Source organism: Nocardia sp. CA-084685 (assembly GCF_050955785.1).
Taxonomy (GTDB): domain Bacteria; phylum Actinomycetota; class Actinomycetes; order Mycobacteriales; family Mycobacteriaceae; genus Nocardia.
Window position 1 is genome coordinate 1 of record NZ_CP192094.1, and the last position, 20781, is coordinate 20781.

Annotated in this window: 16 protein-coding genes and 2 tRNA genes; 14 read left to right on the forward strand and 4 right to left on the reverse strand. The window is 64.2% G+C overall.

Going from position 1 to position 20781, the window contains the following annotated elements; all coding sequences use genetic code 11:
• The 10 genes from dnaA (at nucleotide 1) to ACQP2U_RS00050 (ending at nucleotide 12703) form a co-directional block, all read left to right on the forward strand.
• On the forward strand, nucleotides 1-1965 hold the full coding sequence (gene dnaA / locus ACQP2U_RS00005) for a chromosomal replication initiator protein DnaA (protein WP_433712723.1): 1965 nt from the start codon (nucleotides 1-3) through the stop codon (nucleotides 1963-1965).
• Between the two features lie 842 nt (nucleotides 1966-2807).
• Nucleotides 2808-3983 carry a DNA polymerase III subunit beta gene (gene dnaN / locus ACQP2U_RS00010; RefSeq protein ID WP_433712724.1) on the forward strand — a complete coding sequence of 392 codons (1176 nt, stop codon included), beginning with the start codon at nucleotides 2808-2810 and terminating at the stop codon, nucleotides 3981-3983.
• Nucleotides 3984-4119: 136 nt separating this feature from the next.
• The gene (gene recF / locus ACQP2U_RS00015) at nucleotides 4120-5307 is read left to right on the forward strand and encodes a DNA replication/repair protein RecF (protein ID WP_433712725.1); all 1188 of its coding nucleotides are present in this window, start codon (nucleotides 4120-4122) and stop codon (nucleotides 5305-5307) included.
• Between the two features lie 222 nt (nucleotides 5308-5529).
• Nucleotides 5530-6090: a DUF721 family protein gene (locus ACQP2U_RS00020; protein WP_397039812.1), complete on the forward strand. Its 561-nt coding sequence runs from the start codon at nucleotides 5530-5532 to the stop codon at nucleotides 6088-6090.
• A gap of 408 nt (nucleotides 6091-6498) precedes the next feature.
• The gene (gene gyrB / locus ACQP2U_RS00025) at nucleotides 6499-8547 is read left to right on the forward strand and encodes a DNA topoisomerase (ATP-hydrolyzing) subunit B (protein WP_397039814.1); all 2049 of its coding nucleotides are present in this window, start codon (nucleotides 6499-6501) and stop codon (nucleotides 8545-8547) included.
• Between the two features lie 47 nt (nucleotides 8548-8594).
• Complete coding sequence (gyrA, locus tag ACQP2U_RS00030; RefSeq protein WP_397039815.1) at nucleotides 8595-11117, forward strand: DNA gyrase subunit A; 2523 nt, start codon at nucleotides 8595-8597, stop codon at nucleotides 11115-11117.
• Between the two features lie 198 nt (nucleotides 11118-11315).
• A complete protein-coding gene (locus tag ACQP2U_RS00035; RefSeq protein ID WP_433716785.1) occupies nucleotides 11316-12260 on the forward strand; it encodes a DUF3566 domain-containing protein in 945 nt (314 codons plus the stop codon).
• A 135-nt stretch (nucleotides 12261-12395) separates the two neighbouring features.
• Nucleotides 12396-12469: transfer RNA gene (locus ACQP2U_RS00040), tRNA-Ile, on the forward strand.
• 29 nt (nucleotides 12470-12498) lie between these two features.
• Nucleotides 12499-12606, forward strand: coding sequence for a DLW-39 family protein (locus ACQP2U_RS00045; protein ID WP_433712727.1), 108 nt, complete (start codon nucleotides 12499-12501; stop codon nucleotides 12604-12606).
• A 24-nt stretch (nucleotides 12607-12630) separates the two neighbouring features.
• Nucleotides 12631-12703: transfer RNA gene (locus tag ACQP2U_RS00050), tRNA-Ala, on the forward strand.
• 409 nt (nucleotides 12704-13112) lie between these two features.
• Here ACQP2U_RS00050 and ACQP2U_RS00055 read toward each other — a convergent pair.
• From ACQP2U_RS00055 to ACQP2U_RS00065, 3 genes are all read right to left on the reverse strand, one after another.
• Nucleotides 13113-13646 carry a cytochrome P450 gene (locus ACQP2U_RS00055; protein WP_433716786.1) on the reverse strand — a complete coding sequence of 178 codons (534 nt, stop codon included), beginning with the start codon at nucleotides 13644-13646 and terminating at the stop codon, nucleotides 13113-13115.
• Between the two features lie 474 nt (nucleotides 13647-14120).
• A complete protein-coding gene (locus ACQP2U_RS00060) occupies nucleotides 14121-15365 on the reverse strand; it encodes a hypothetical protein (RefSeq protein ID WP_433712728.1) in 1245 nt (414 codons plus the stop codon).
• Between the two features lie 39 nt (nucleotides 15366-15404).
• Nucleotides 15405-16115, reverse strand: coding sequence for a YoaK family protein (locus ACQP2U_RS00065; protein ID WP_433712729.1), 711 nt, complete (start codon nucleotides 16113-16115; stop codon nucleotides 15405-15407).
• Nucleotides 16116-16269: 154 nt separating this feature from the next.
• Between ACQP2U_RS00065 and ACQP2U_RS00070 the strand changes: the two genes are divergently transcribed.
• From ACQP2U_RS00070 to ACQP2U_RS00080, 3 genes are all read left to right on the forward strand, one after another.
• A complete protein-coding gene (locus ACQP2U_RS00070; RefSeq protein WP_433712730.1) occupies nucleotides 16270-17196 on the forward strand; it encodes an acyl-CoA dehydrogenase family protein in 927 nt (308 codons plus the stop codon).
• 698 nt (nucleotides 17197-17894) lie between these two features.
• A complete protein-coding gene (locus ACQP2U_RS00075) occupies nucleotides 17895-18899 on the forward strand; it encodes an ATP-binding cassette domain-containing protein (RefSeq protein WP_433712731.1) in 1005 nt (334 codons plus the stop codon).
• 32 nt (nucleotides 18900-18931) lie between these two features.
• Nucleotides 18932-19750 carry an ABC transporter permease gene (locus tag ACQP2U_RS00080; RefSeq protein ID WP_397039853.1) on the forward strand — a complete coding sequence of 273 codons (819 nt, stop codon included), beginning with the start codon at nucleotides 18932-18934 and terminating at the stop codon, nucleotides 19748-19750.
• A gap of 21 nt (nucleotides 19751-19771) precedes the next feature.
• Here ACQP2U_RS00080 and ACQP2U_RS00085 read toward each other — a convergent pair whose 3' ends face one another.
• Nucleotides 19772-19984 carry a hypothetical protein gene (locus ACQP2U_RS00085; RefSeq protein WP_433712732.1) on the reverse strand — a complete coding sequence of 71 codons (213 nt, stop codon included), beginning with the start codon at nucleotides 19982-19984 and terminating at the stop codon, nucleotides 19772-19774.
• Nucleotides 19985-20250: 266 nt separating this feature from the next.
• Here ACQP2U_RS00085 and ACQP2U_RS00090 point away from each other — a divergent pair, with 266 nt between their 5' ends.
• Nucleotides 20251-20778, forward strand: a complete 528-nt coding sequence (locus ACQP2U_RS00090; protein ID WP_397039829.1) for a peptidylprolyl isomerase — start codon at nucleotides 20251-20253, stop codon at nucleotides 20776-20778.
• Nucleotides 20779-20781 lie beyond the last annotated feature (3 nt).

Here is a 20781-nt window from a genome sequence, read left to right on the forward strand (position 1 = left end):
ATGGACGACGAGCAGAACGTGTTGGCCAACGTATGGCCGGAGGTGGTCGCCGAGCTCACCACCGGCTCGGCCGATGGTGCCATCCCGCCGGTCTCCCGGGCACAGCAGGCCTGGCTAAAACTGGTCAAGCCGCTGACCGTGGCGCAGGGCTTCGCCTTGCTCTCGGTGCCGTCGTCGTTGGCCCAGGAGGCCATCGAACGCGATCTACGCGAACCCATCCTGCGTTCCCTCGGCCGCCGTCTCGGTCCGCAGGTCGAGGGCCTCGGCGTCCGGATCGCGGCGCCGGCGACGCAGCCGATCGAACGTCCCGGCAACAATCCCCGCCACGCGCGCATGACGAGTCGGCCCGAACGTGGCCGCGACAGCGGGCGCGGTCCGGCCGGTTATCCCGCCCCCGACTATCCCGGACGCAATGACTACGCGCCGCCGCGTTATGCACAGCCCAGCGATTACTCGGCGGCGCCCGACTACTCGGCCGGACCGGACTATGAGGCCGCGCCCGAATACCCGGGCGCACCGGACTACCTGCCAGTACCCGGCTATGAAGTCGCAGGGGAGTATCCGACCGACGAATACCCGAGCCGTAGCGACTATCCGAGCCAGACCAATGGCGAACGGCAGGAGACGCCGCCCGCGCCCCGCCGCGAATCCGGACTCCCGCCGCGACGCGATTCCGCGCCGCCGGGGCAGGAGTCACTGTTCAATCCGGAGCCGACACGGGAACCGGTGCGTGTGCAAGGCCGGGCGCCGATGCGGGAGGCGGCGTCCACGCGGGAGTCCCGAACGAGCACCGATCCGGCAATCGCCGCCGCGCACGAATCGGTCCGTGAGCCGCTCTCGGACAACTCACACGACGACGAACCGGTCGTCAATGTGCGCAATTCGTGGCCCACTTACTTCACCAAGTCGCAGGAGAATCCGGCTCCGTCGAATTCCTCGGCGAGCCTGAATGCGAAGTACACCTTCGAGACTTTCGTCATCGGTGCGTCGAATCGCTTCGCGCACGCGGCGGCGGTCGCGATCGCCGAGGCACCCGCACGCGCCTACAACCCGCTGTTCGTCTGGGGCGCCTCGGGGCTGGGCAAGACACATCTGCTGCACGCGGCTGGACACTATGCCCAGCGGCTGTTCCCAGGCATGCGGGTGAAGTACGTATCGACCGAGGAATTCACCAACGACTTCATCAACAGTCTGCGTGACGACCGCAAGGTGGCGTTCAAGCGCCGCTACCGCGAGACCGACATTCTGCTGGTCGACGACATCCAGTTCATCGAGGGCAAGGAAGGTATCCAGGAGGAGTTCTTCCACACCTTCAATACCCTGCACAACGCCAATAAGCAGATCGTGGTGTCTTCCGACCGGCCGCCCAAGCAGCTCGCCACGCTGGAAGAACGGCTGCGGACCCGGTTCGAATGGGGGCTGATCACCGATGTGCAGCCGCCGGAGTTGGAGACGCGCATCGCGATTCTGCGCAAGAAGGCGCGGATGGACCGGCTCGATGTACCGCACGATGTGCTGGAGCTGATCGCCAGTCGGGTGGAGCGCAATATCCGTGAGCTCGAGGGCGCGCTGATCCGGGTGACGGCCTTCGCCTCGCTGAACGGCCAGCCGCTGGATCTGCCATTGGCCGAGGTCGTACTGCGCGATCTCATGCCGGATACCGCGACGCTGGAGATCAATGCGGCGACGATCATGGCCGTCACCGCCGAGTACTTCAACACCACGCTCGAAGAGCTGACCGGCCCCGGTAAGGCCAGGCCGTTGGCTCAGGCCCGGCAGATCGCCATGTATCTATGCCGGGAACTAACCGATCTATCGCTACCTAAGATCGGCCAGGCCTTCGGTCGCGACCACACCACGGTCATGTACGCGGAGAAGAAGGTGCGCAAGGAGATGACCGAGCGGCGCCGGGTATACGACCAAGTACAAGAACTAACAGCCCGAATTAAACAGCGTTCGCGCTGATCGGCAACTAACACCTCGGCACCGCCCCTGACCTGGGGCGGTGCTTTTTTATGCCCTGTGGAGTCCTCGAGGAATTCTTGTGGAGTCCTCGAGGAAACTGCGAGTTGTGCACCGGTTCGTCCACAGGCTGTGCCCATGATCGAGGATCGGTTGCTAACAGGGGTGGAATCAACAGAGTCCACAGCCCGCCCCACACACAGGCCTTGACCAGTGCGGGGCTCGGTCAGCGGGTTGGGGAATCCTCGAGGAATCCTTGTGGAGTCCTCGAGGATTCCTCGAGCTATCCACGAGTCGGTGCACACGTGTGAACAACCTGGTGAATCAGGTGGAACAACTCGAGGAGCACTCGAGGATGAATGAGGAACAAACCTGCAACGTCCACAGCCCCCCTGCGTTCATCCTCGAGTCACCCAGTGGTCATCCCCACCGCACCACGCCCCCGGACCTGCGGATTCGGCCGTAGTCCACAGATTCCACAGTGCCTACTACTACTTCAGTTCTTCTTCTAGAAGATCTCTCTTCAAAACAGGGTGTGTGGAAAGTCGATCGGTGAGCATCGGCATCCGAGCCACTCGCGCAGACGAGCAAGGAGAGGCAGGGACGACACATCCGCGCGCTCCACCCGTACCTGTCCTCCTTGCTCGATATTTCGGAGCGCGGATCGTCTTCGCTACACAGAACAACCGGAGGGTCGGGCTAGGTTCAGCTGGTTCGGACGAGTACGGTTCAATGTCGGTCGCCTATGCCAGACTGCAAGGCGGCAGGTACAGCACCCCCTTTTCGAGAATCAACGCTGACTGAGCCGACAGAGATCACGGAACCGGGAGAGGACAGATCGGGCGATGGAGCTGGCGAGTATGAAATTTCGGGTCGCCCGAGAGGATTTCGCCGAGTCCGTTGCATGGGTGGCACGCAGCCTCCCGTCACGGCCTCCGGTTCCCGTACTCGGCGGCGTACTACTCGTGGCCGGTGAGGACGGACTCACTGTCTCCGGCTTCGACTACGAGGTTTCCGCGCAGATGCGTGTCGCGGCCGAGGTCGCCGGCCCGGGTGAGGTGCTCGTCTCCGGCCGACTGCTCGCCGATATCACCAAGGCGTTGTCCAACAAGCCCGTCGATGTCGCTATCGATGGCACCCGCGTGCTGATCACCTGTGGCAGCGCGAAATTCTCGCTGCCGACCATGCCGGTCGAGGACTATCCCCAGCTGCCCGAGGTGCCCCAGCAGACCGGTGAACTGAGCGTCGATGTCTTCGCCGAGGCGGTCGGGCAGGTTGCGGTCGCCGCTGGGCGTGACGACACGCTGCCGATGCTCACCGGTATCCGGGTCGAAATCGAGGGGCCGCAGGTCGTACTCGCGGCCACCGACCGATTCCGCCTGGCGGTCCGCCACATCGAATGGCAGCCCGCCCGCACCGATATCGAGACCTCGGTACTCATTCCGGCGCGCACCCTGTCGGAGGCCGCGAAAACGCTCGGCCCCTCCGATGCCCCCGTGCAGCTTTCGCTCGGCACCGGCGGTGGCGCGGACGGTCTGCTCGGCATCGTGAACGCGGGCCGCCGGACCACCACCCGACTGCTCGACGCGGAATTCCCCAAGTTCCGGCAATTGCTCCCCAAGGAGCACACCTCGATCGCGACCCTGCCGGTCGGCACACTGACCGAAGCCATCAAGCGCGTCGCGCTGGTCGCCGAGCGCGGTGCCCAGGTGCGGTTGGAATTCACCGACGAGGGGCTGCTGCTCTCGGCGGGCGGCGATGACGCAGGCCGTGCCGAGGAGTGGCTGGAAGCCGAATTCCGCGGCGAGGCACTGACAATCGCGTTCAATCCGGGCTACCTCATCGACGGACTCTCCGCGCTGCACGCCGATCGGGTCACCTTCGGCTTCACCACACCGAGCCGCCCCGCGGTGCTTCTGCCCGCGAGCGACGAGGAGCCCAAGGTGACGGAGTCGGGTGCGTTCGCCGCGTTGGAGAGCCCGTACATCTACCTGTTGATGCCGGTTCGGCTGCCGGGCTGAGCATCGGCGGCGATGCGATTTATCCACAGTTCGTCCACAGACAGTGGATGGACCACAAGATGTTGTGGTCTGGGTCCGATTCGTCGCCATCAGCGGCGAAAAACGGCGATGACGACGGCCGGAGCGGAGTAGACGGGTGTTCATCCGGACGCTGTCACTGCGCGACTTCCGCTCCTGGGAGCACGCCGAGCTCGAATTATCCCCAGGCCGCACGGTTTTCCTCGGGTCCAATGGCAACGGGAAAACGAACCTGCTCGAGGCGGTCGGCTACCTCGCTACCTTGGGCTCACATCGGGTCGCCGCCGACGCACCGCTGATTCGGATCGGCACCGATCGCGCCAGGATCGGCGCGACCGTCGTGAACGCGGGCCGTGAACTGCGCATCGATCTCGAATTGAACCAAGGCGCCGCGAATCGCGCGCAGATCAACCGATCTCCGGTGCGTAGGCCGCGAGAGATCCTCGGCATTCTGCAGACGGTGCTCTTCGCACCGGAGGATCTCGCCCTGGTCCGCGGCGATCCAGGCGAACGGCGGCGCTTCCTCGACGAGTTGTGCACAGCCAGATTGCCGCGGCTGGCCGCGGTGCGCGTCGACTACGACCGGGTACTGCGACAGCGTTCGGCGCTGCTGAAATCCGCTGGCCGTCAGGCCCGCTCGAAGGCGGAACTGAGCACCCTGGACGTATGGGACGGACATTTGGCGACCCATGCCTCGGTTCTGCTCGCCCAACGGTTGCGCTTGGTCCACGATCTGTATCCCTATCTCGCACAGGCGTACTCGGCGATCGCGCCCGAATCACGCCCCGCCGCAATCGGCTACCGCAGCGCGAACCTGCCGCCGGAGTTCCTGGATCCGGCGCGGGCGCCGCAGTCCGATGACGTGGCGGCGCTGGAGGCGAATATGCTGCGTGAATTGGCGGCGGCGCGGCCGAAGGAACTGGAACGCGGGGTCTGTCTGGTCGGCCCGCACCGCGACGAGCTGGATCTGATGCTTGGCACCGCTCCGGCGAAAGGTTTTGCCAGCCATGGCGAGTCGTGGTCGTTCGCGCTGGCGCTGCGGCTGGCGGCTTTCGAACTGCTGCGTGCCACCGGCGCCGAACCGGTACTGCTGCTCGATGACGTCTTCGCCGAACTCGATCGCCGTCGGCGCACGGCACTCGCCGAGGTCGCGGCCGGCGCTGAGCAGGTGCTGATCACCGCCGCCGTCCCTGAGGATGTGCCCGCGGAACTTTCCGCGGTGCCGCTGCGGGTGGAGACGAACGGCGATGCCGACGGCCGCATCTCCCGAATCGCCGACACCGAAACTCCCACCGCGACCGCCTGATTCGCGCGGCCTATTCGGGACTGAAGTCAGTGCGTCTTTTCGTGCTTCTGCTCTGTAAGATCACCCGCGGATGCAGTGCAACGCCGTGGCTACCGCGCACGAACTGATCTCATACGAACTCGCTGGGTACGGCCAGAACTTTCGCGCATCCAACCGTCGGCTCGGTGATGAAGATTCGATACATCTACGACCGGCAAAGGATTCGGGGAGAGAGGCGGACCGGTGAGCGATCGAACAGCGTCGGATGCTTCGGCGTCCGAGCCGGAACCGGAGCTGCGGGGCATCGATCTGGCGCGGCGCGCGCTCGAGGAGGCACGGGCGGCCGCCAAGGCGAGCGGTAAATCAGTTGGGCAGGGCCGGGCATCGCCGCGTCGGCTGCGCACCGGAGCCCGCCGCCGCACCGGCTGGTCGGGCGCGCGGCCCGATGACCGTGATCCGCAGCTGCTTTCGAGCCTGACCGGCGCCATCGCGAAGAACCGAGGCTGGTCGGCCAAGGTCGCCGAGGGGATGGTCTTCGGCCGCTGGACCGGTGTGGTCGGTGAGGACATCGCCTCGCATGCGACTCCGATGACATTGAAGGACGGCGTGCTGAGCATTGCCGCCGAATCCACGGCATGGGCCACCCAACTGCGCATGCTGCAGGGCCAGATCCTGGCGAAGATCAATGCGGCGGTCGGGCAGGGCGTCGTCACGTCTTTGAAGATCACCGGTCCAACGGCGCCGAGCTGGCGCAAGGGCGAGCGGCACATCAAAGGCAGAGGTCCACGGGACACATACGGATAAGCGACTGTCCTGATACGTAGATCGGTTTCACGTGGAACGCCGCGCTGTTATCGAACAGCCTGTGCCCCGTAGGCTGAACTATGGTGCGGCCACCGCTGACGAGGCCTGGATCGCGGCTCTGCCACACAGGCAACTCTCAGACCGACTCTGATGGACTCAAAGGGGTTGAAGGCGGAGCCGACCCATGCTCGACCGATTTCTCGCATCCACGAAGCCGTCAGGGGTGTCGTAGGTGCATTGTGGCTTGGGTCTACCAGTAGGATGGTGGGGTAACTAGCGGCGAACCTTCGGCGCGTTCCGTACAGCCCGCGCGTGGACCCGTATTTCACGACCAGAATCAGACCGGGGCCCCACGTGTGCTGTCGACCGCTGCACCAGGGATCAGCAAGTAAGGAGAGCTACCGACCAGTGGCTGCCAAGGACTCCAACGCAACGGGCTCGACCAACGCGACATCGGGCAAGCAGGACTACGGTGCCTCCTCCATCACGGTGCTGGAAGGCCTGGAGGCGGTTCGCAAGCGCCCGGGCATGTACATCGGCTCCACCGGCGAGCGTGGCCTGCATCACCTGATCTGGGAAGTCGTCGACAACTCCGTCGATGAGGCGATGGCGGGCTACGCCACGAAGGTCGAGGTCACGCTGCTCGCCGACGGTGGTGTGGAGGTCGTCGACGACGGCCGTGGCATCCCGACCGGTATGCACGCCCAGGGCATCCCCACCGTCGAGGTGGTCATGACCCAGCTGCACGCGGGTGGCAAGTTCGACTCCGACTCCTATGCGGTGTCCGGTGGTCTGCACGGTGTCGGCATTTCCGTGGTCAACGCGCTGTCGCACCGGCTAGAAGCCGAGATCGACCACGACGGTTACCACTGGAGCCAGACCTACAAGGACGCCAAACCCGGCAAGCTCGTGCAGGGTGAGCCGACCAAGCGGACCGGCACGACCATTCGCTTCTGGGCGGATCCGGAAATCTTCGAGACCACTACCTACAACTTCGAGACGGTCGCCCGCCGGCTGCAGGAGATGGCATTCCTGAACAAGGGCCTCACCATCGTCCTCACCGATGAGCGGGTGAGCGATACCGAGATTACCGACGAAGTGGTCAGCGAGACCGCCGAGGCGCCGAAGCACGCCGACGAGCAAGCACCCGCGCCCGCGCACAAGGTGAAGACCCGCACCTATCACTACCCCGGTGGGCTCGAGGACTTCGTCAAGCACATCAACCGGACCAAGCAGCCGATCCACAACTCGGTGGTGAGCTTCACCGGCAAAGGCACCGGCCACGAGCTCGAGGTCGCCATGCAGTGGAACTCGGGTTACTCCGAGTCGGTCCACACCTTCGCGAATACCATCAACACCCATGAGGGCGGCACCCACGAGGAGGGCTTCCGCGCGGCGCTCACCACGGTGGTCAACAAGTACGCCAAAGACAAGAAACTGCTCAAGGACAAGGACGGCAACCTCACCGGTGACGACATCCGTGAGGGCTTGGCCGCGATCGTCAGCGTGAAGGTCGGCGAGCCGCAGTTCGAGGGCCAGACCAAGACCAAACTCGGCAACACCGAGGTGAAGTCGTTCGTGCAGCGCACCTGCAACGAGCACCTCTCGCATTGGTTCGAGGCCAACCCTGCCGACGCGAAGACCATCGTGAACAAGGCGGTCTCCTCGGCACAGGCCCGGGTCGCGGCCCGCAAGGCGCGTGAGCTGGTGCGGCGCAAGAGCGCGACCGATCTCGGCGGCCTGCCCGGCAAGCTGGCCGACTGCCGGTCCAAGGATCCGAGCAAGTCCGAGATCTACATCGTGGAGGGCGACTCCGCCGGTGGCTCGGCCAAATCCGGCCGCGACTCGATGTATCAGGCGATCCTGCCGCTGCGCGGCAAGATCATCAATGTCGAGAAGGCCCGTATCGACCGCGTTCTGAAGAACAACGAGGTGCAGTCGATCATCACCGCCTTCGGCACCGGCATCCACGACGAATTCGATATCGCCAAGCTGCGCTATCACAAGATCGTGCTGATGGCCGACGCCGATGTCGACGGCCAGCACATCTCGACCCTGCTGCTGACGCTGCTGTTCCGCTTCATGCGGCCGCTCGTCGAGCACGGGCACGTGTATCTCGCGCAACCGCCGCTGTACAAGCTGAAGTGGCAGCGCTCCGATCCGGAGTTCGCCTACTCCGATCGCGAGCGTGACGGTCTGCTCGAGGCGGGGCTCGCCGCGGGCAAGAAGATCAACAAGGACGACGGTGTCCAGCGCTACAAGGGTCTCGGCGAGATGAACGCCAAGGAACTCTGGGAGACCACCATGGATCCTGCGGTGCGGGTGCTGCGTCAGGTCACCCTCGATGATGCCGCCGCGGCCGACGAGCTGTTCTCCATCCTGATGGGCGAGGACGTCGAGGCACGTCGCAGCTTTATCACCCGCAATGCCAAGGACGTTCGCTTCCTCGACGTGTAACCGGCGTGACGTGAGGTTCCACGTCCGGTGCCAAAGGAGACTTTTAGATGACTGAAACCACCCTGCCACCCAACGGCGGAGCGGGTGACCGGATCGAGCCGGTCGATATCCAGAACGAAATGCAGAGCAGCTATATCGATTACGCGATGAGCGTGATCGTCGGTCGCGCGCTGCCGGACGTCCGCGACGGCCTCAAGCCGGTGCATCGCCGTGTGCTCTACGCGATGTACGACAACGGCTACCGGCCCGATCGCGGCTATGTGAAGTCCGCCCGTCCGGTTGCCGAGACGATGGGTAACTACCACCCGCACGGTGACGCCTCCATCTACGACACCTTGGTGCGTATGGCCCAGCCGTGGTCGCTGCGCTATCCGCTGGTCGACGGTCAGGGCAACTTCGGCTCCCGCGGCAATGACGGCGCGGCCGCCATGCGCTACACCGAATGCCGCCTGACTCCGCTGGCCATGGAGCTGCTACGGGAAATCGACCACGAGACAGTCGATTTCACGCCGAACTACGACGGGCGCTCACAGGAGCCGACCGTTCTCCCCAGCCGTGTGCCCAACCTGTTGATGAACGGCAGCAACGGCATCGCGGTCGGTATGGCGACCAACATTCCGCCGCACAACCTCAATGAGTTGGCCGAGGCGATCTACTGGGCGCTGGAGAACTACGACGCGGACGAAGAGGCGACCCTGGCCGCCTGCATGGAGCGGGTGAAGGGGCCGGACTTCCCGACCTACGGCCTCATCGTCGGTAGTCAGGGCATCCAGGATGCCTACACCACCGGTCGCGGTTCGATCCGGATGCGCGGTGTGGTCGAGATCGAAGAGGACAACCGCGGCCGCACCACGATCGTCATCACCGAACTGCCGTACCAGGTCAATACCGACAACTTCATCAACTCCATCGCGGAGCAGGTGAAGGACGGCAAGATCGCGGGCATCTCCGACATCCACGACGAGTCTTCGGACCGCGCGGGTATGCGGATCGTGGTCACCATCAAGCGCGACGCGGTTGCCAAGGTTGTGCTGAACAACCTCTACAAGCACACCCAGCTGCAGACCAGCTTCGGCGCGAACATGCTCTCGATCGTCGACGGGGTGCCGCGCACGCTGCGTCTGGATCAGATGATCCGGCTCTACGTCGAGCATCAGTTGGAAGTCATCATCCGCCGGACCAGGTACTTGCTGCGCAAGGCCGAGGAACGGGCGCACATCCTGCGCGGTCTGGTCAAGGCGCTGGACGCACTGGACGAGGTCATCGCGCTGATTCGGCGTTCGGCCAATACCGACACCGCGCGCACCGGCCTTATGCAGTTGCTGGATATCGACGAGATCCAGGCCACCGCCATCCTCGATATGCAGTTGCGTCGACTGTCCGCCCTGGAGCGGCAGAAGATCGTCGACGAATTGGCCAAGATCGAGGCCGAAATCGCCGACCTCAAGGACATTCTGGAAAAGCCGGAGCGCCAGCGCGCGATCGTGCGCGACGAACTGGCCGAAATCGTCGAGAAGTACGGCGATGAGCGGCGCACCAAGATCGTGGCCAATGACGGCGATATGGCCGATGAGGATCTCATCGCCCGCGAGGATGTGGTCGTCACCGTCACCGAGACCGGTTACGCCAAGCGCACCAAGACCGACCTGTACCGCAGCCAGAAGCGCGGCGGTAAGGGTGTACAGGGCGCGGGGCTCAAGCAGGACGACATCGTCAAGCACTTCTTCATCAGCTCCACGCACGACTGGCTGCTGTTCTTCACCAATAAAGGCCGGGTGTACCGGGCCAAGGCCTACGAACTGCCCGAGGCGAGCCGGACCGCGCGCGGTCAGCACGTCGCGAATCTGCTCGCGTTCCAGCCCGATGAGAAGATCGCCCAGATCATCCAGATCAAGGGCTACGAAGATGCGCCCTACCTGGTGCTCGCCACCAAGAACGGTCTGGTCAAGAAGTCGAAGCTGTCCGATTTCGATTCCAACCGCAGCGGCGGCATCGTTGCGGTGAATCTGCGCGACGACGACGAATTGGTCGGCGCCGTACTGTGCTCGGCCGATGACGATCTGCTGCTGGTCTCGGCGCGCGGTCAGTCGATTCGCTTCTCCGCCACCGATGAGGCACTGCGTCCGATGGGCCGGGCCACCTCCGGTGTGCAGGGCATGCGATTCAATACCGACGATGAACTGTTGTCGCTCAATGTGGTTCGCGCCGACACCTATCTGCTTGTCGCGACCTCCGGCGGTTACGCCAAGCGGACCGCGATCGAGGAGTACACCCCGCAGGGTCGCGGCGGTAAAGGCGTATTGACTATCCAATATGACATCAAACGTGGCACCCTGGTCGGTGCGCTCATCGTCGATGACGAGGATGAGTTGTACGCGATCACGTCCGGCGGTGGCGTAATCCGGACGGCGGCGAAGCAGGTTCGTAAGGCTGGACGACAGACCAAGGGCGTGCGATTGATGAACCTCGCCGATGGCGATACGTTGCTTGCTATCGCGCGCAATGCCGACGAACCCGATCCTGATTCGATCGTCGGCGGAGACGGCGACACCGGTTCCTCTGAGCAGTAACCCCCCAGCGGCGGCAACGAACGGATCTAAGGATTCCCATTGACCACGAATCAGCCGAACGACGAGCGGCACCAGACGAACGGTGTAACCGAACGGATCGCACCGTCACCGATTCCGCCGCGGCCGATCCCACGGCCGGTCGCATCGGCCGAGAACGGCCAGCCGAATGGCCCGCAGGGAGGAGCTCAGCCGCACGAAATGCACAGCCAGCAAGGCGAAGTCGCGTTCAAGGCGCCGGAGTCGAGCTCGGGTGCGGATAAGTCGGAGGCATTCGATCAGCGGGCGGCTCGGCCGGGTAACTCCGGCGAGTCGACCGCGCCGCAGCCGGGCGAGCGCTCGGGATCGAACGGCGGCGGCCAGTCGCCCTTTCAGGAGGGCTGGTCGCAGCTGCCGCAGCGGGAGCCGCAGTCGAACCTGTACCGGCCCGGGCAGTCGCCGGTGACCGGTCGCCCGAATTCCACCGGTGGTGGGCTCGGCGGTGGCGGGCTCAGCGGCGGCGGCGGCGGTGGTGGTGGTGGGCTCGGCGGTGGCGGTCTCGGTGGCGGCAATGCCCGTACCACCGCGGATCTCGCGGCCAAGGCGGCGCGCAAGGAAGCGGCGATGGTGAAGTCCGTCGGCATCGACGGACCGACCCGCAGCATCGCACGCCCGGAACTGATCAAGGACATGCCGGACCTGTCCGAGATCCGGCATCCGCTGCCGGTCGAGACCCCGGCGGGTCCGCAGGCCACACCGGTCTCGCCAGCGGTTCCGGTCGCCGTCGCGGCGGCCGTAGCCTCCGGGGAGCCATTGCGGGCCACAGTGCAGATCCGCCGGATCGACCCGTGGTCGACGCTGAAGATCTCGCTGGTGATCAGCGTGGCCATGTTCTTCGTGTGGATGCTCGCGGTCGGTCTGCTCTATATCGTGCTCGAGGGCATGGGTGTGTGGGAGCGGCTCAACAGCACCTTCACCGATATGGTCTCCTCGGATAGCGGCTCGGTGGGGTTGGTGGATGCCGGTTCCGTATTCGGCTATGCGGGTGTCATCGGGTTGATCAATGTGGTGCTTTTCACCGCATTGGCGACCGTCGGCGTCTTCATCTACAACCAGTGCTGTGACCTCGTCGGTGGTATCCAGGTGACCCTGGCCGACCCCGACTAGAACGGGTGTCCGCGCGGCCGGTCGCTGTCCTCGCGCAGGGCGGTGACCGGCCGTTTTGGTCATCAGCAGCCGGGTAAGGTAATCTCGTGCCTCGGTTCGGTTAGCAGCTCCGGCGGGTACCCGAACAGGAAATAAGGGCCTATAGCTCAGGCGGTTAGAGCGCTTCGCTGATAACGAAGAGGTCGGAGGTTCAAGTCCTCCTAGGCCCACTCCCGAACATCACAGTAGGGTGGGAATCATGAAAATTCTTCTCACGATCGGTGTCGTTGTCGCGGTTCTCATCGGAGTCACCAAGCTGCGCAAGCGCGACGATGCGGACCTGTGGCACGAAGTCACCACCCGCTGAACTGTCTTCGGACAGTAGGGATTCGGGGCCTTAGCTCAATTGGCAGAGCACTGCCTTTGCAAGGCAGGGGTTAGGGGTTCGATTCCCCTAGGCTCCACAAACTGGGAGGCGAGTGCTCGCGGTGAGCGCTCGCCTTGTTTGTTTCGCGTGTTTTTTGGGGGCGGAGCCCCCAAGCCCCGCCCCGGAGGGGCATCGCCCCCCGGACCCCCCACGTGGCTGGCTCGCTTGCAGGGGTGATGTGCTCGGTCCATAGCCATAGCCATAGCCATAGCCATAGCCATAGCCATAGCCATAGCCATAGCCATAGCCATAGCCATAGCCATAGCACCGATACTTGCGCGCTGTCTACGTCTCGCGCTCAGCCTCTAATCCAAGGTCTAGCTCGCTGGCCGGTGTCGCGCTGAGCCCTCGACTCCTGCGCTCGGCTCGCCTACCCGAATGTCGCGCTCAGTTGGATTTCCGATTCCCGGTTTCGTCCGCGCATATGCCAGGCGAGGCGAGGATGTTCACACATTCGCCTGTTTGGATGTCGCGCCGGCCGCTTGGGGTGGTTTGCCTGGGGGCGTTGGATCGACAGATGGTGCGCTCAGAGGGCGACCGGCGCGGGGGGCTAGACCGTTGAGAGTTGTGGCTCGTCGAGGTTTTCTGGTTCTGTCCAGGGGGTTTCCATCCTCGGCGGCGTTGTCCGCTGTCACGGTGGTGGTACGCAGGTGGTTGGGGAGGGTGGTCAGGCCCCGGATCAGGAGGCTTTTTCGCCATGTGAGCTTGCTGGCTGGTATCTCGAGTGACATTTCCGGGATGCGGGCCGGTAGGCGGGTGAGGGCGATCGTTGCTTCCACGCGGGCTAGGGCGGCGCCGATGCAGTAGTGGATGCCGTGGCCGAAGGCGATGTTTCGGGTGTCGGTACGGGTGGGATCGAATTGGTCTGGAGTGGTGAATCGTTTCGGGTCGCGGTTGGCTGCTGCGATGGAGATGATGATGAATTCGTCCGGTTCGATCGTGCACCGTGTTCGGTCATCACGGCCTCCCCTCGCGGCGATCCGCTCTTCTTGCTGATGGTCGGCTCGACGAAGGCCTGTTCGGCCACGTCGTGATCAACGATCATCCAGCCGAGCACTCCGTCCAAGCGGACGCGATGAATTGGGCCGCGCTGACGCAAAGCCTCGTAGACCTCGTGCGGATGTTGGTAGAACGCATCGGTCAGCTCGAGGATCTCATCCGCGGGGTTCACCTATTCATACATCCTTTCCTGGTTCGAACAGTTTCGGCCCGGGCGTGCCTTGGACATCACGAAATTTCGCGCTCATCAACAGTTTTGGAGTGACGCGACATGCGATGGCGGTCGCTGCGTCCATGGGGGTCGGCGTCACACCCAGTGGGTGGACCGCCGACGGGTGAAACTCTGCGCATAATCGACAGGCCAGCAACGTGCAAGGTCGTGCGGTTAGAGCGATGTGCCATCTTGCACAGGTTTGCCGTAAGCAGTCGGATATTCGGACCGAGTCCGGTCCGATTCACAGGGCGACCGAGGCTCGCTTCAGTTGGCTGAGCATTGTTTCATCGGGCCAGAAGCGCGCTTCGAAGCGAATGGGCGACATGCCGGGAACCGGTGTGAGGCCGGTTATTTCGAGGGCCGCCGTGAGCGGTACTGTGCAAATTGGGACGGCGATGTTGTCGGTGTCGGTACTGGCGAACATGATGTAGTCGGCGGCGGGGAGTAGGTAGTCGACGCCTTTGCCCCAGACGGTGTAGGTGTACGGGCGGGTGTCGGTGCCTGCCGGCTTTACCTCGCCTACGATCGCCATCTTCAAGCTGTAGTGGGTGAATTCGAGGTCACGTTCGAGTGCCTCGTTGAGCCAGTCGGCCTGCGCGGCGTATTCCCGGATGGCCAGGTGGTATCCGGCGCGCACGGCGGTTCGGTGTTGTTCGTGTCGGCCCGCACGGTCGAAGGGGACCACGGTGTTGTCCTCGTCGAGGGTGTAGCCCTGGGGCGAAAGGCGGTGGCGCGCATCTACGTACTGCTGGTCGACCTGACGGTAGATGCGGGCGAGCAGATGTGGGATATCGGGGACAACGATCAGAGTGTCTCTATCGGGCATGAAGACGACCGGCCGGCGGCCGGCGTAGCGCTGGCTGAAGCTCGCCAACCATCCCGGCGCGAGCGGCCAAGAGGTCAGGTATGCGCTGCCCTCGTGATCGGTGCGGCTGAGGATGGCATTGCCGCGCGGATTATGCGGTTGCGCAATGGCTTCCAGATTTTCGCGAGCCGCCGCGAAGACCTCGTCGGCCGAGACCGGCCAACTCGCCAGGATCGAGTGGTTGATGACGGTTCGGGAGTCCGCCTGGTCGATCGCGACCAACTCGTCTACGAATGGAAATGCCGGACGGCTGACGAACCGCGCGGCTTCGTGGGTGACCAACGGTTTGCGGTGCAACAGATCGTCCAGCGCCGCTTGTTGGTACGTGGCCGAACGCAGAATCGGGCGCAATAGCGGACGAGCTTGCTCCCAGGTGAGCAGGTGCACGTATTCGTCGCCACCCACCCAATTCAGAAACCGCGCGATGCGCGCCGCCCGCCCCGCTCCGGAAAGGCGAACAGCGTCGTAATACACATTGCCGAGTCCGATCTCGGATCCATCGATCAGATCGATCCGGAAAGCCTCGGCGTCATACTCCGCGACCTCTTTTCCGACGTCGGACAAGTGCCGCAGCACAAGTGTCGCAAGGCGATCCGGCGTCAGCTCATCGAAACTCCCCACCAGACAACGGTATCCGCCGTATCGACAGTGTGCACAGCGTCAGCCCGTCGTGGGCGGGCCGTGACGGTCCAGGTGCAGGTAGGTGTAGCCGGTAGTGATCAGGCACACCACGGTGGCGGTGATCAGCATGGCCCAGCCCGCGACGAGCAGGCTGAGCAATCCGCCCAGGAGCGCGCCTGTGCAGAAGGCGGCATAGAGCAGGAAGTAGCCGAGCCAGTCGGCGTAGTCGCCCCCGCCGATATGGCGTTCGATGCCCTGGCCCATTTTGACGAGGGTGCCGGTGACGTAGCTCAGCGGAATCGAGACCTCGCCGTTCTTGACGAATGATGTGTTGAGCGCGCCGACGCCGAAGGCTACGAACAGGATCGGGAGGAAATCGATATTGGTGGCGTTGGTCGCCCAGTAGAGGATGCCGTCCAGCAGGGACGCCATGGCGAGGCTGAGTGTGGTGAGCAGAGTCGGACCGTGCGGATGACCGGACCAGTAGTGTCTGCGGCACCAGGAAGCCACCACGACGCCGGCGAGGAACGAGAGCATGAGCAGGGCGGCTGCGACGGCGATATCGGGCTCGTCGTGGAAATAGCCGAGCACGGCGCGCTCGGTATTGCCGGTCATGAAAGTGACGAAGTAGCCCTCGGTATGCATGAAGGCCGCGGCGCCGATGAGACCGGCCAGTGCGGCCAGCACCCACGATAGCCGCGCCTCGGCGTCGTAGAGCGCCCTTCGGCGCGCGAGATATGGTTTCGTCACTGGTCAGGCTCCTCAGGAGGGGGATGACCAGTCAGTGATACCTGGTGATCCTGAGATTCTCCTATCGCATCGCCGACCTTCCGGATAAGGATTGCGAGGTCGTCGCTGGCTTCCAAGGGTGAGCAGGGCGATGATTGTCGGTTAGCGTGCATGAGTGGACTCTGTGTTCGACTACCTGCTGACCGAGGCGCTCGATCCGACACCGCTCGAGTCGATCACCGATGCGTGGACGCGGCACCGCGCGGTTGCCGCGCGGTTCGACACCACGATCGATATCGCGATCGCCGGTGGTTTCGCTGCGGATCGACTGGGTTTCGCATTCCTGTCCGGATATCAACAGGCCATGCGGGCGTTGCTGCCCGAACTTCCCGCCGATGAGCTGGTCGCGGTATCCGCGACCGAGACGGGCGGCGCACATCCCTCGGCGATCACGACCCAGGTGACCGAGACCGACGCTGGCTGGCGGGTCAACGGCACCAAGACATTCACCACCTTGGGGCTACTCGCGCGTCGGATGTTGGTGATCGCCAGCGCGGGCACCGCGGCCGACGGCCGCAATCAACTGCGCGCGGTGCTCGTCGATGCGACTCAGCCTGGCGTCAATGTGACGAATCTGCCCGGCGTACCGTTCGCACCCGAAATCCCGCACGGCTCGGTGTCATTTACCGATGCCGCGGCCGAACCGCTACCCGGCGACGGTTACTCGGATTTCCTCAAGCCGTTCCGCACCATCGAAGACGTCCATGTGCTCGCGGCCGTCCTCGGCTGGCTGGTTCGAGTCGGGCGCGAGTCCGGCTGGCCGCGGACGACGTTGCAGCGGTTACTCGCGGCGGTGGCATTCGCGCGCGGCCTCGAGATGGATCGGCCGACCTCGCCCGGCGGTCATATCGCTTTGGGTGGTGCGTACGAGTATTTCGAGCAGACGCTGACGGAACTGGAGCCACTGTGGGCTCAGGCCGATCCGGTCGTTCGCGAGCGGTGGGAGCGGGATCGTCGGTTGCTGGCGACCGCCGAAAAGGTACGGGCGCAACGGTTGACGGCGGCGTGGCGATCGGTGGACATTAACGGTGCCGACAAATAGCTGATCTGCCCAGAAATGGGGAGCGGGCCTCGGCGAAGGGGGGGAGTTAGCCGAGGCCCGCGTAAGGTCGGCCCGGGGGGGAGGGGCCGACGTGAATGATCCTACGCGATGATCCGGATTTGTGTGTGCGTGGGGATCACCACTTTCCAAGATTTTTCGGGACGGCTCACCTGCGACAGGCGCGGACGCCGCCCCGAGAGCCGAACCGGTCGGTTGACGGCCTGTTCGTCGATTCCCTGACTGTTGTCAAAAATGTTGTCGCGCAGTGATTTACGACCAGGTCCGCGCTCACTTCGCGGTCGAGACAAATGTGAAAACCATGCCGACCGGTTGCTGCGCGTCCAGAATCGCTCTGTGGGTACATCAGTTGGACGGCGGATTCGGTCGGATTTGTCGCGTGTCGTTCGGGCGCGGGCATGTCGGCCACGCGGATCGCGAGTAGCAGCCGGGCCCGAATCGGGTAGTGCGCTACGCGCGATCGGACCGGTACCGGGCGCGAAGATCGAATCGGTCGCATCCCGAACCGGCACCCCCGAGCACCGCCCGGAACGGGATGCGACCGTTTTGCGTTCGGTCGCCCGATAGATCGGTGGGAAAGCCCAGGTGGACGAAAAATCACCGGAAATTGTCGGTGCCTAGGGCAATACTGACTCGAGTAATGAGCCACCTCGCCGGAGCGAGCGAACCGCAGGAGAAACATGCCCGACGCAATCGTCGCCGAGGGTCTGGTCAAGCGATACGGCCAGCTGGTCGCCCTCGATGGACTCGACTTGGCGGTGCCCGAGGGCACCGTCACCGCATTGCTCGGACCCAACGGCGCGGGCAAGACCACCACGGTCCGGGTGTTCACCACCCTGCTCATTCCCGATGCCGGGCGCGTGACCGTCGCGGGTATCGACGTGCTGCGCAATCCACAGGCCCTGCGCTCGCGCATCGGCGCGTCCGGGCAGTATGCCGCCGTCGATGAATATCTCACCGGCTTCGAGAACCTGGAGATGGTCGGTCGGCTCTATCACATGGGCGTGCAGCGCAGTAAGGAGCGCGCGCGGGAATTGCTGGAGCGCTTCCGACTGAGCGATGCCGCCGACCGGCCGGTCAAGGGCTATTCGGGCGGTATGCGCCGGCGGCTGGACCTGGCCGGTGCGCTGGTGGCCAATCCACCGGTGCTCTTCCTGGATGAGCCGACCACCGGACTCGATCCGCGTGCGCGCCTCGACCTCTGGGATGTCATCGAGGAACTGGTGGCCGGCGGCACCACGCTCTTGCTCACCACGCAGTACATGGAGGAGGCCGACCGGCTGGCCGATGCCATCGCGGTGATCGACCACGGCAAGGTGATCGCTCGCGGCACCGCGGATGAACTCAAAACCATGGTCGGCGGCGACCGCATCGAACTCACCGTCGACCACGCCGACAACCTCGCGACCGCCCAGGAGGCACTGCAGGGATTGGCTGACGGGGAGATCCATCTCGAACCCGGACTGCGCCGGATCACCGTTCCGGTCAGCGACGGATCGCAGGCGCTCGTCGATGCCATCGGCCGACTGAGCACCCACAATGTGCAGATCCACGACGTCGGTCTGCGTCGTCCGTCACTGGACGATGTCTTCCTCACGCTCACCGGTCACGAGGCCGAGGAGTTGATCAACGGCAATGGTGACAAGCCTGCGGATCGGCTCGAAGTAACGGAAGGACGCAAGTGATGACCGTGGCCACCGTGGACACCAGAACTCGCATGCCGCTCGGCGAACGCCTCGTCATCGTCTGCACCGACAGTGTGACTATTGCCAAACGCAACGTCATCAAGATCAAGCGGGTGCCCGATGTGCTGATCTTCTCGACGCTGTCACCGATCATGTTCGTGCTGCTGTTCGCCTACATCTTCGGCTCGGCGATCCAGGTGCCCGGCATGTCGGGCGGCTACCGGGAGTTCCTGATCGCGGGCATCTTCGCGCAGTCGGTGGTGTTCGGCGCGACGTTCACCGGATTGGGCCTGGCCGAGGATATGCAGAAGGGCATTATCGACCGATTCCGCTCGCTGCCGATGGCGCCGTCGGCGGTTCTGGTCGGGCGCACCATCAGCGATGTGGTGATCAATGTGGTCAGCCTGGTGGTGATGTCGGTGACCGGTTATGTCGTCGGCTGGCGGATTCGCGGATCATTGCTCGACGCGGTACTTGCCTATGTGCTGTTGCTGCTGTTCGCGTACGCGATCTCGTGGATCATGGCCGTGGTCGGCCTGCTGGTCCGCGCGCCCGAGGTGTTCAACAACGCCAGCTTCATGGTGATCTTCCCGCTGACCTTCCTGGCCAATACCTTCGTGCCACTCGAGAATCTGCCGACGGCGCTGCGGGTATTCGCCGAATGGAATCCGGTTTCGGCGGTCACCCAGGCGACGCGCGATCTGTTCGGCAATACCAGTCCGATGGCGCCGAAATCGGACGCCTGGTCCATGCAGCATCCGGTGGCGACCACGCTGGCGTGGGTGCTGGTCATCCTGGCGGTATTCATCCCGCTCGCGCTGCGGCAGTACAAACGCACCGTCAGCCGCTGACCGGCTCCGAGCTCACGGTCGTCAGCGACCGTTGTCCGCGCCGGCACCCGCCAAGGGGTTCGGTGCGGAACCGTTGCGGGAGTATCCGATGCGCGGCGGGGCAGGCGCCGGTTGCGGCGGTTGGGGGCGCTTGCTGCGGACCAACCAAGCCACGCCACCGGCCAGCGCGACGACGACCGCGGCGATCAGTCGGTTACGGGAACGTGCGGAGGTGAGTAGGCGCCCCAAGGTCATTCGACAACTGTGGCACATGACGGCGCATCGCGCAGTAGTGCCCGATCACAGCCGCACCCTGCCCGATGCCCATCCGCCTCTCCGCGTATTCGGGCCCAGACTCGAGTGTCATAGCAGCGTGGGCGGCCGACTGCGACGTCATGGTCGAGTCAGCCCTGACGCGTGTGCCCGCGAGATCATTGTCTCGATGCACAGAATCATGTGATCCCTGCGTGGCTAGGGGCCGGTGTGGCGAACTCGGGTGTCTCGCTGACTAGCATGACGGGGTGACCTCACCGAATCAGACCGCCGTGGCCACGCTGCATACCAACCACGGTGATATCAAGATCGCGCTCTTCGGTAACCACGCCCCGAAGACGGTGCGGAACTTCATCGGCCTGGCCGACGGATCGGCACCGTACACGACGCAGAACGCCAGCGGCGGCAGCTCCGGCCCGTTCTACGACGGCGTGAGTTTCCACCGGGTGATCGACGGGTTCATGATTCAAGGTGGTGACCCGACCGGTACCGGACGCGGTGGACCCGGCTACGAATTCGGCGACGAATTCCACCCGGAGCTGCGCTTCGATCGCGGCTACCTGCTGGCGATGGCGAACGCCGGACCGGGCACCAACGGTTCGCAATTCTTCATCACCGTCGGCGCGCAGCCACATCTGAACCGCAAGCACACCATCTTCGGGGAGGTCGTCGACCCCGATTCGCGCAAGGTCGTCGATGCCATCGCGACCACGCCGACCGATCGCAACGACCGTCCCAAGGAAGCCGTCACCGTCTCCAAGATCACTATCGAATAATCC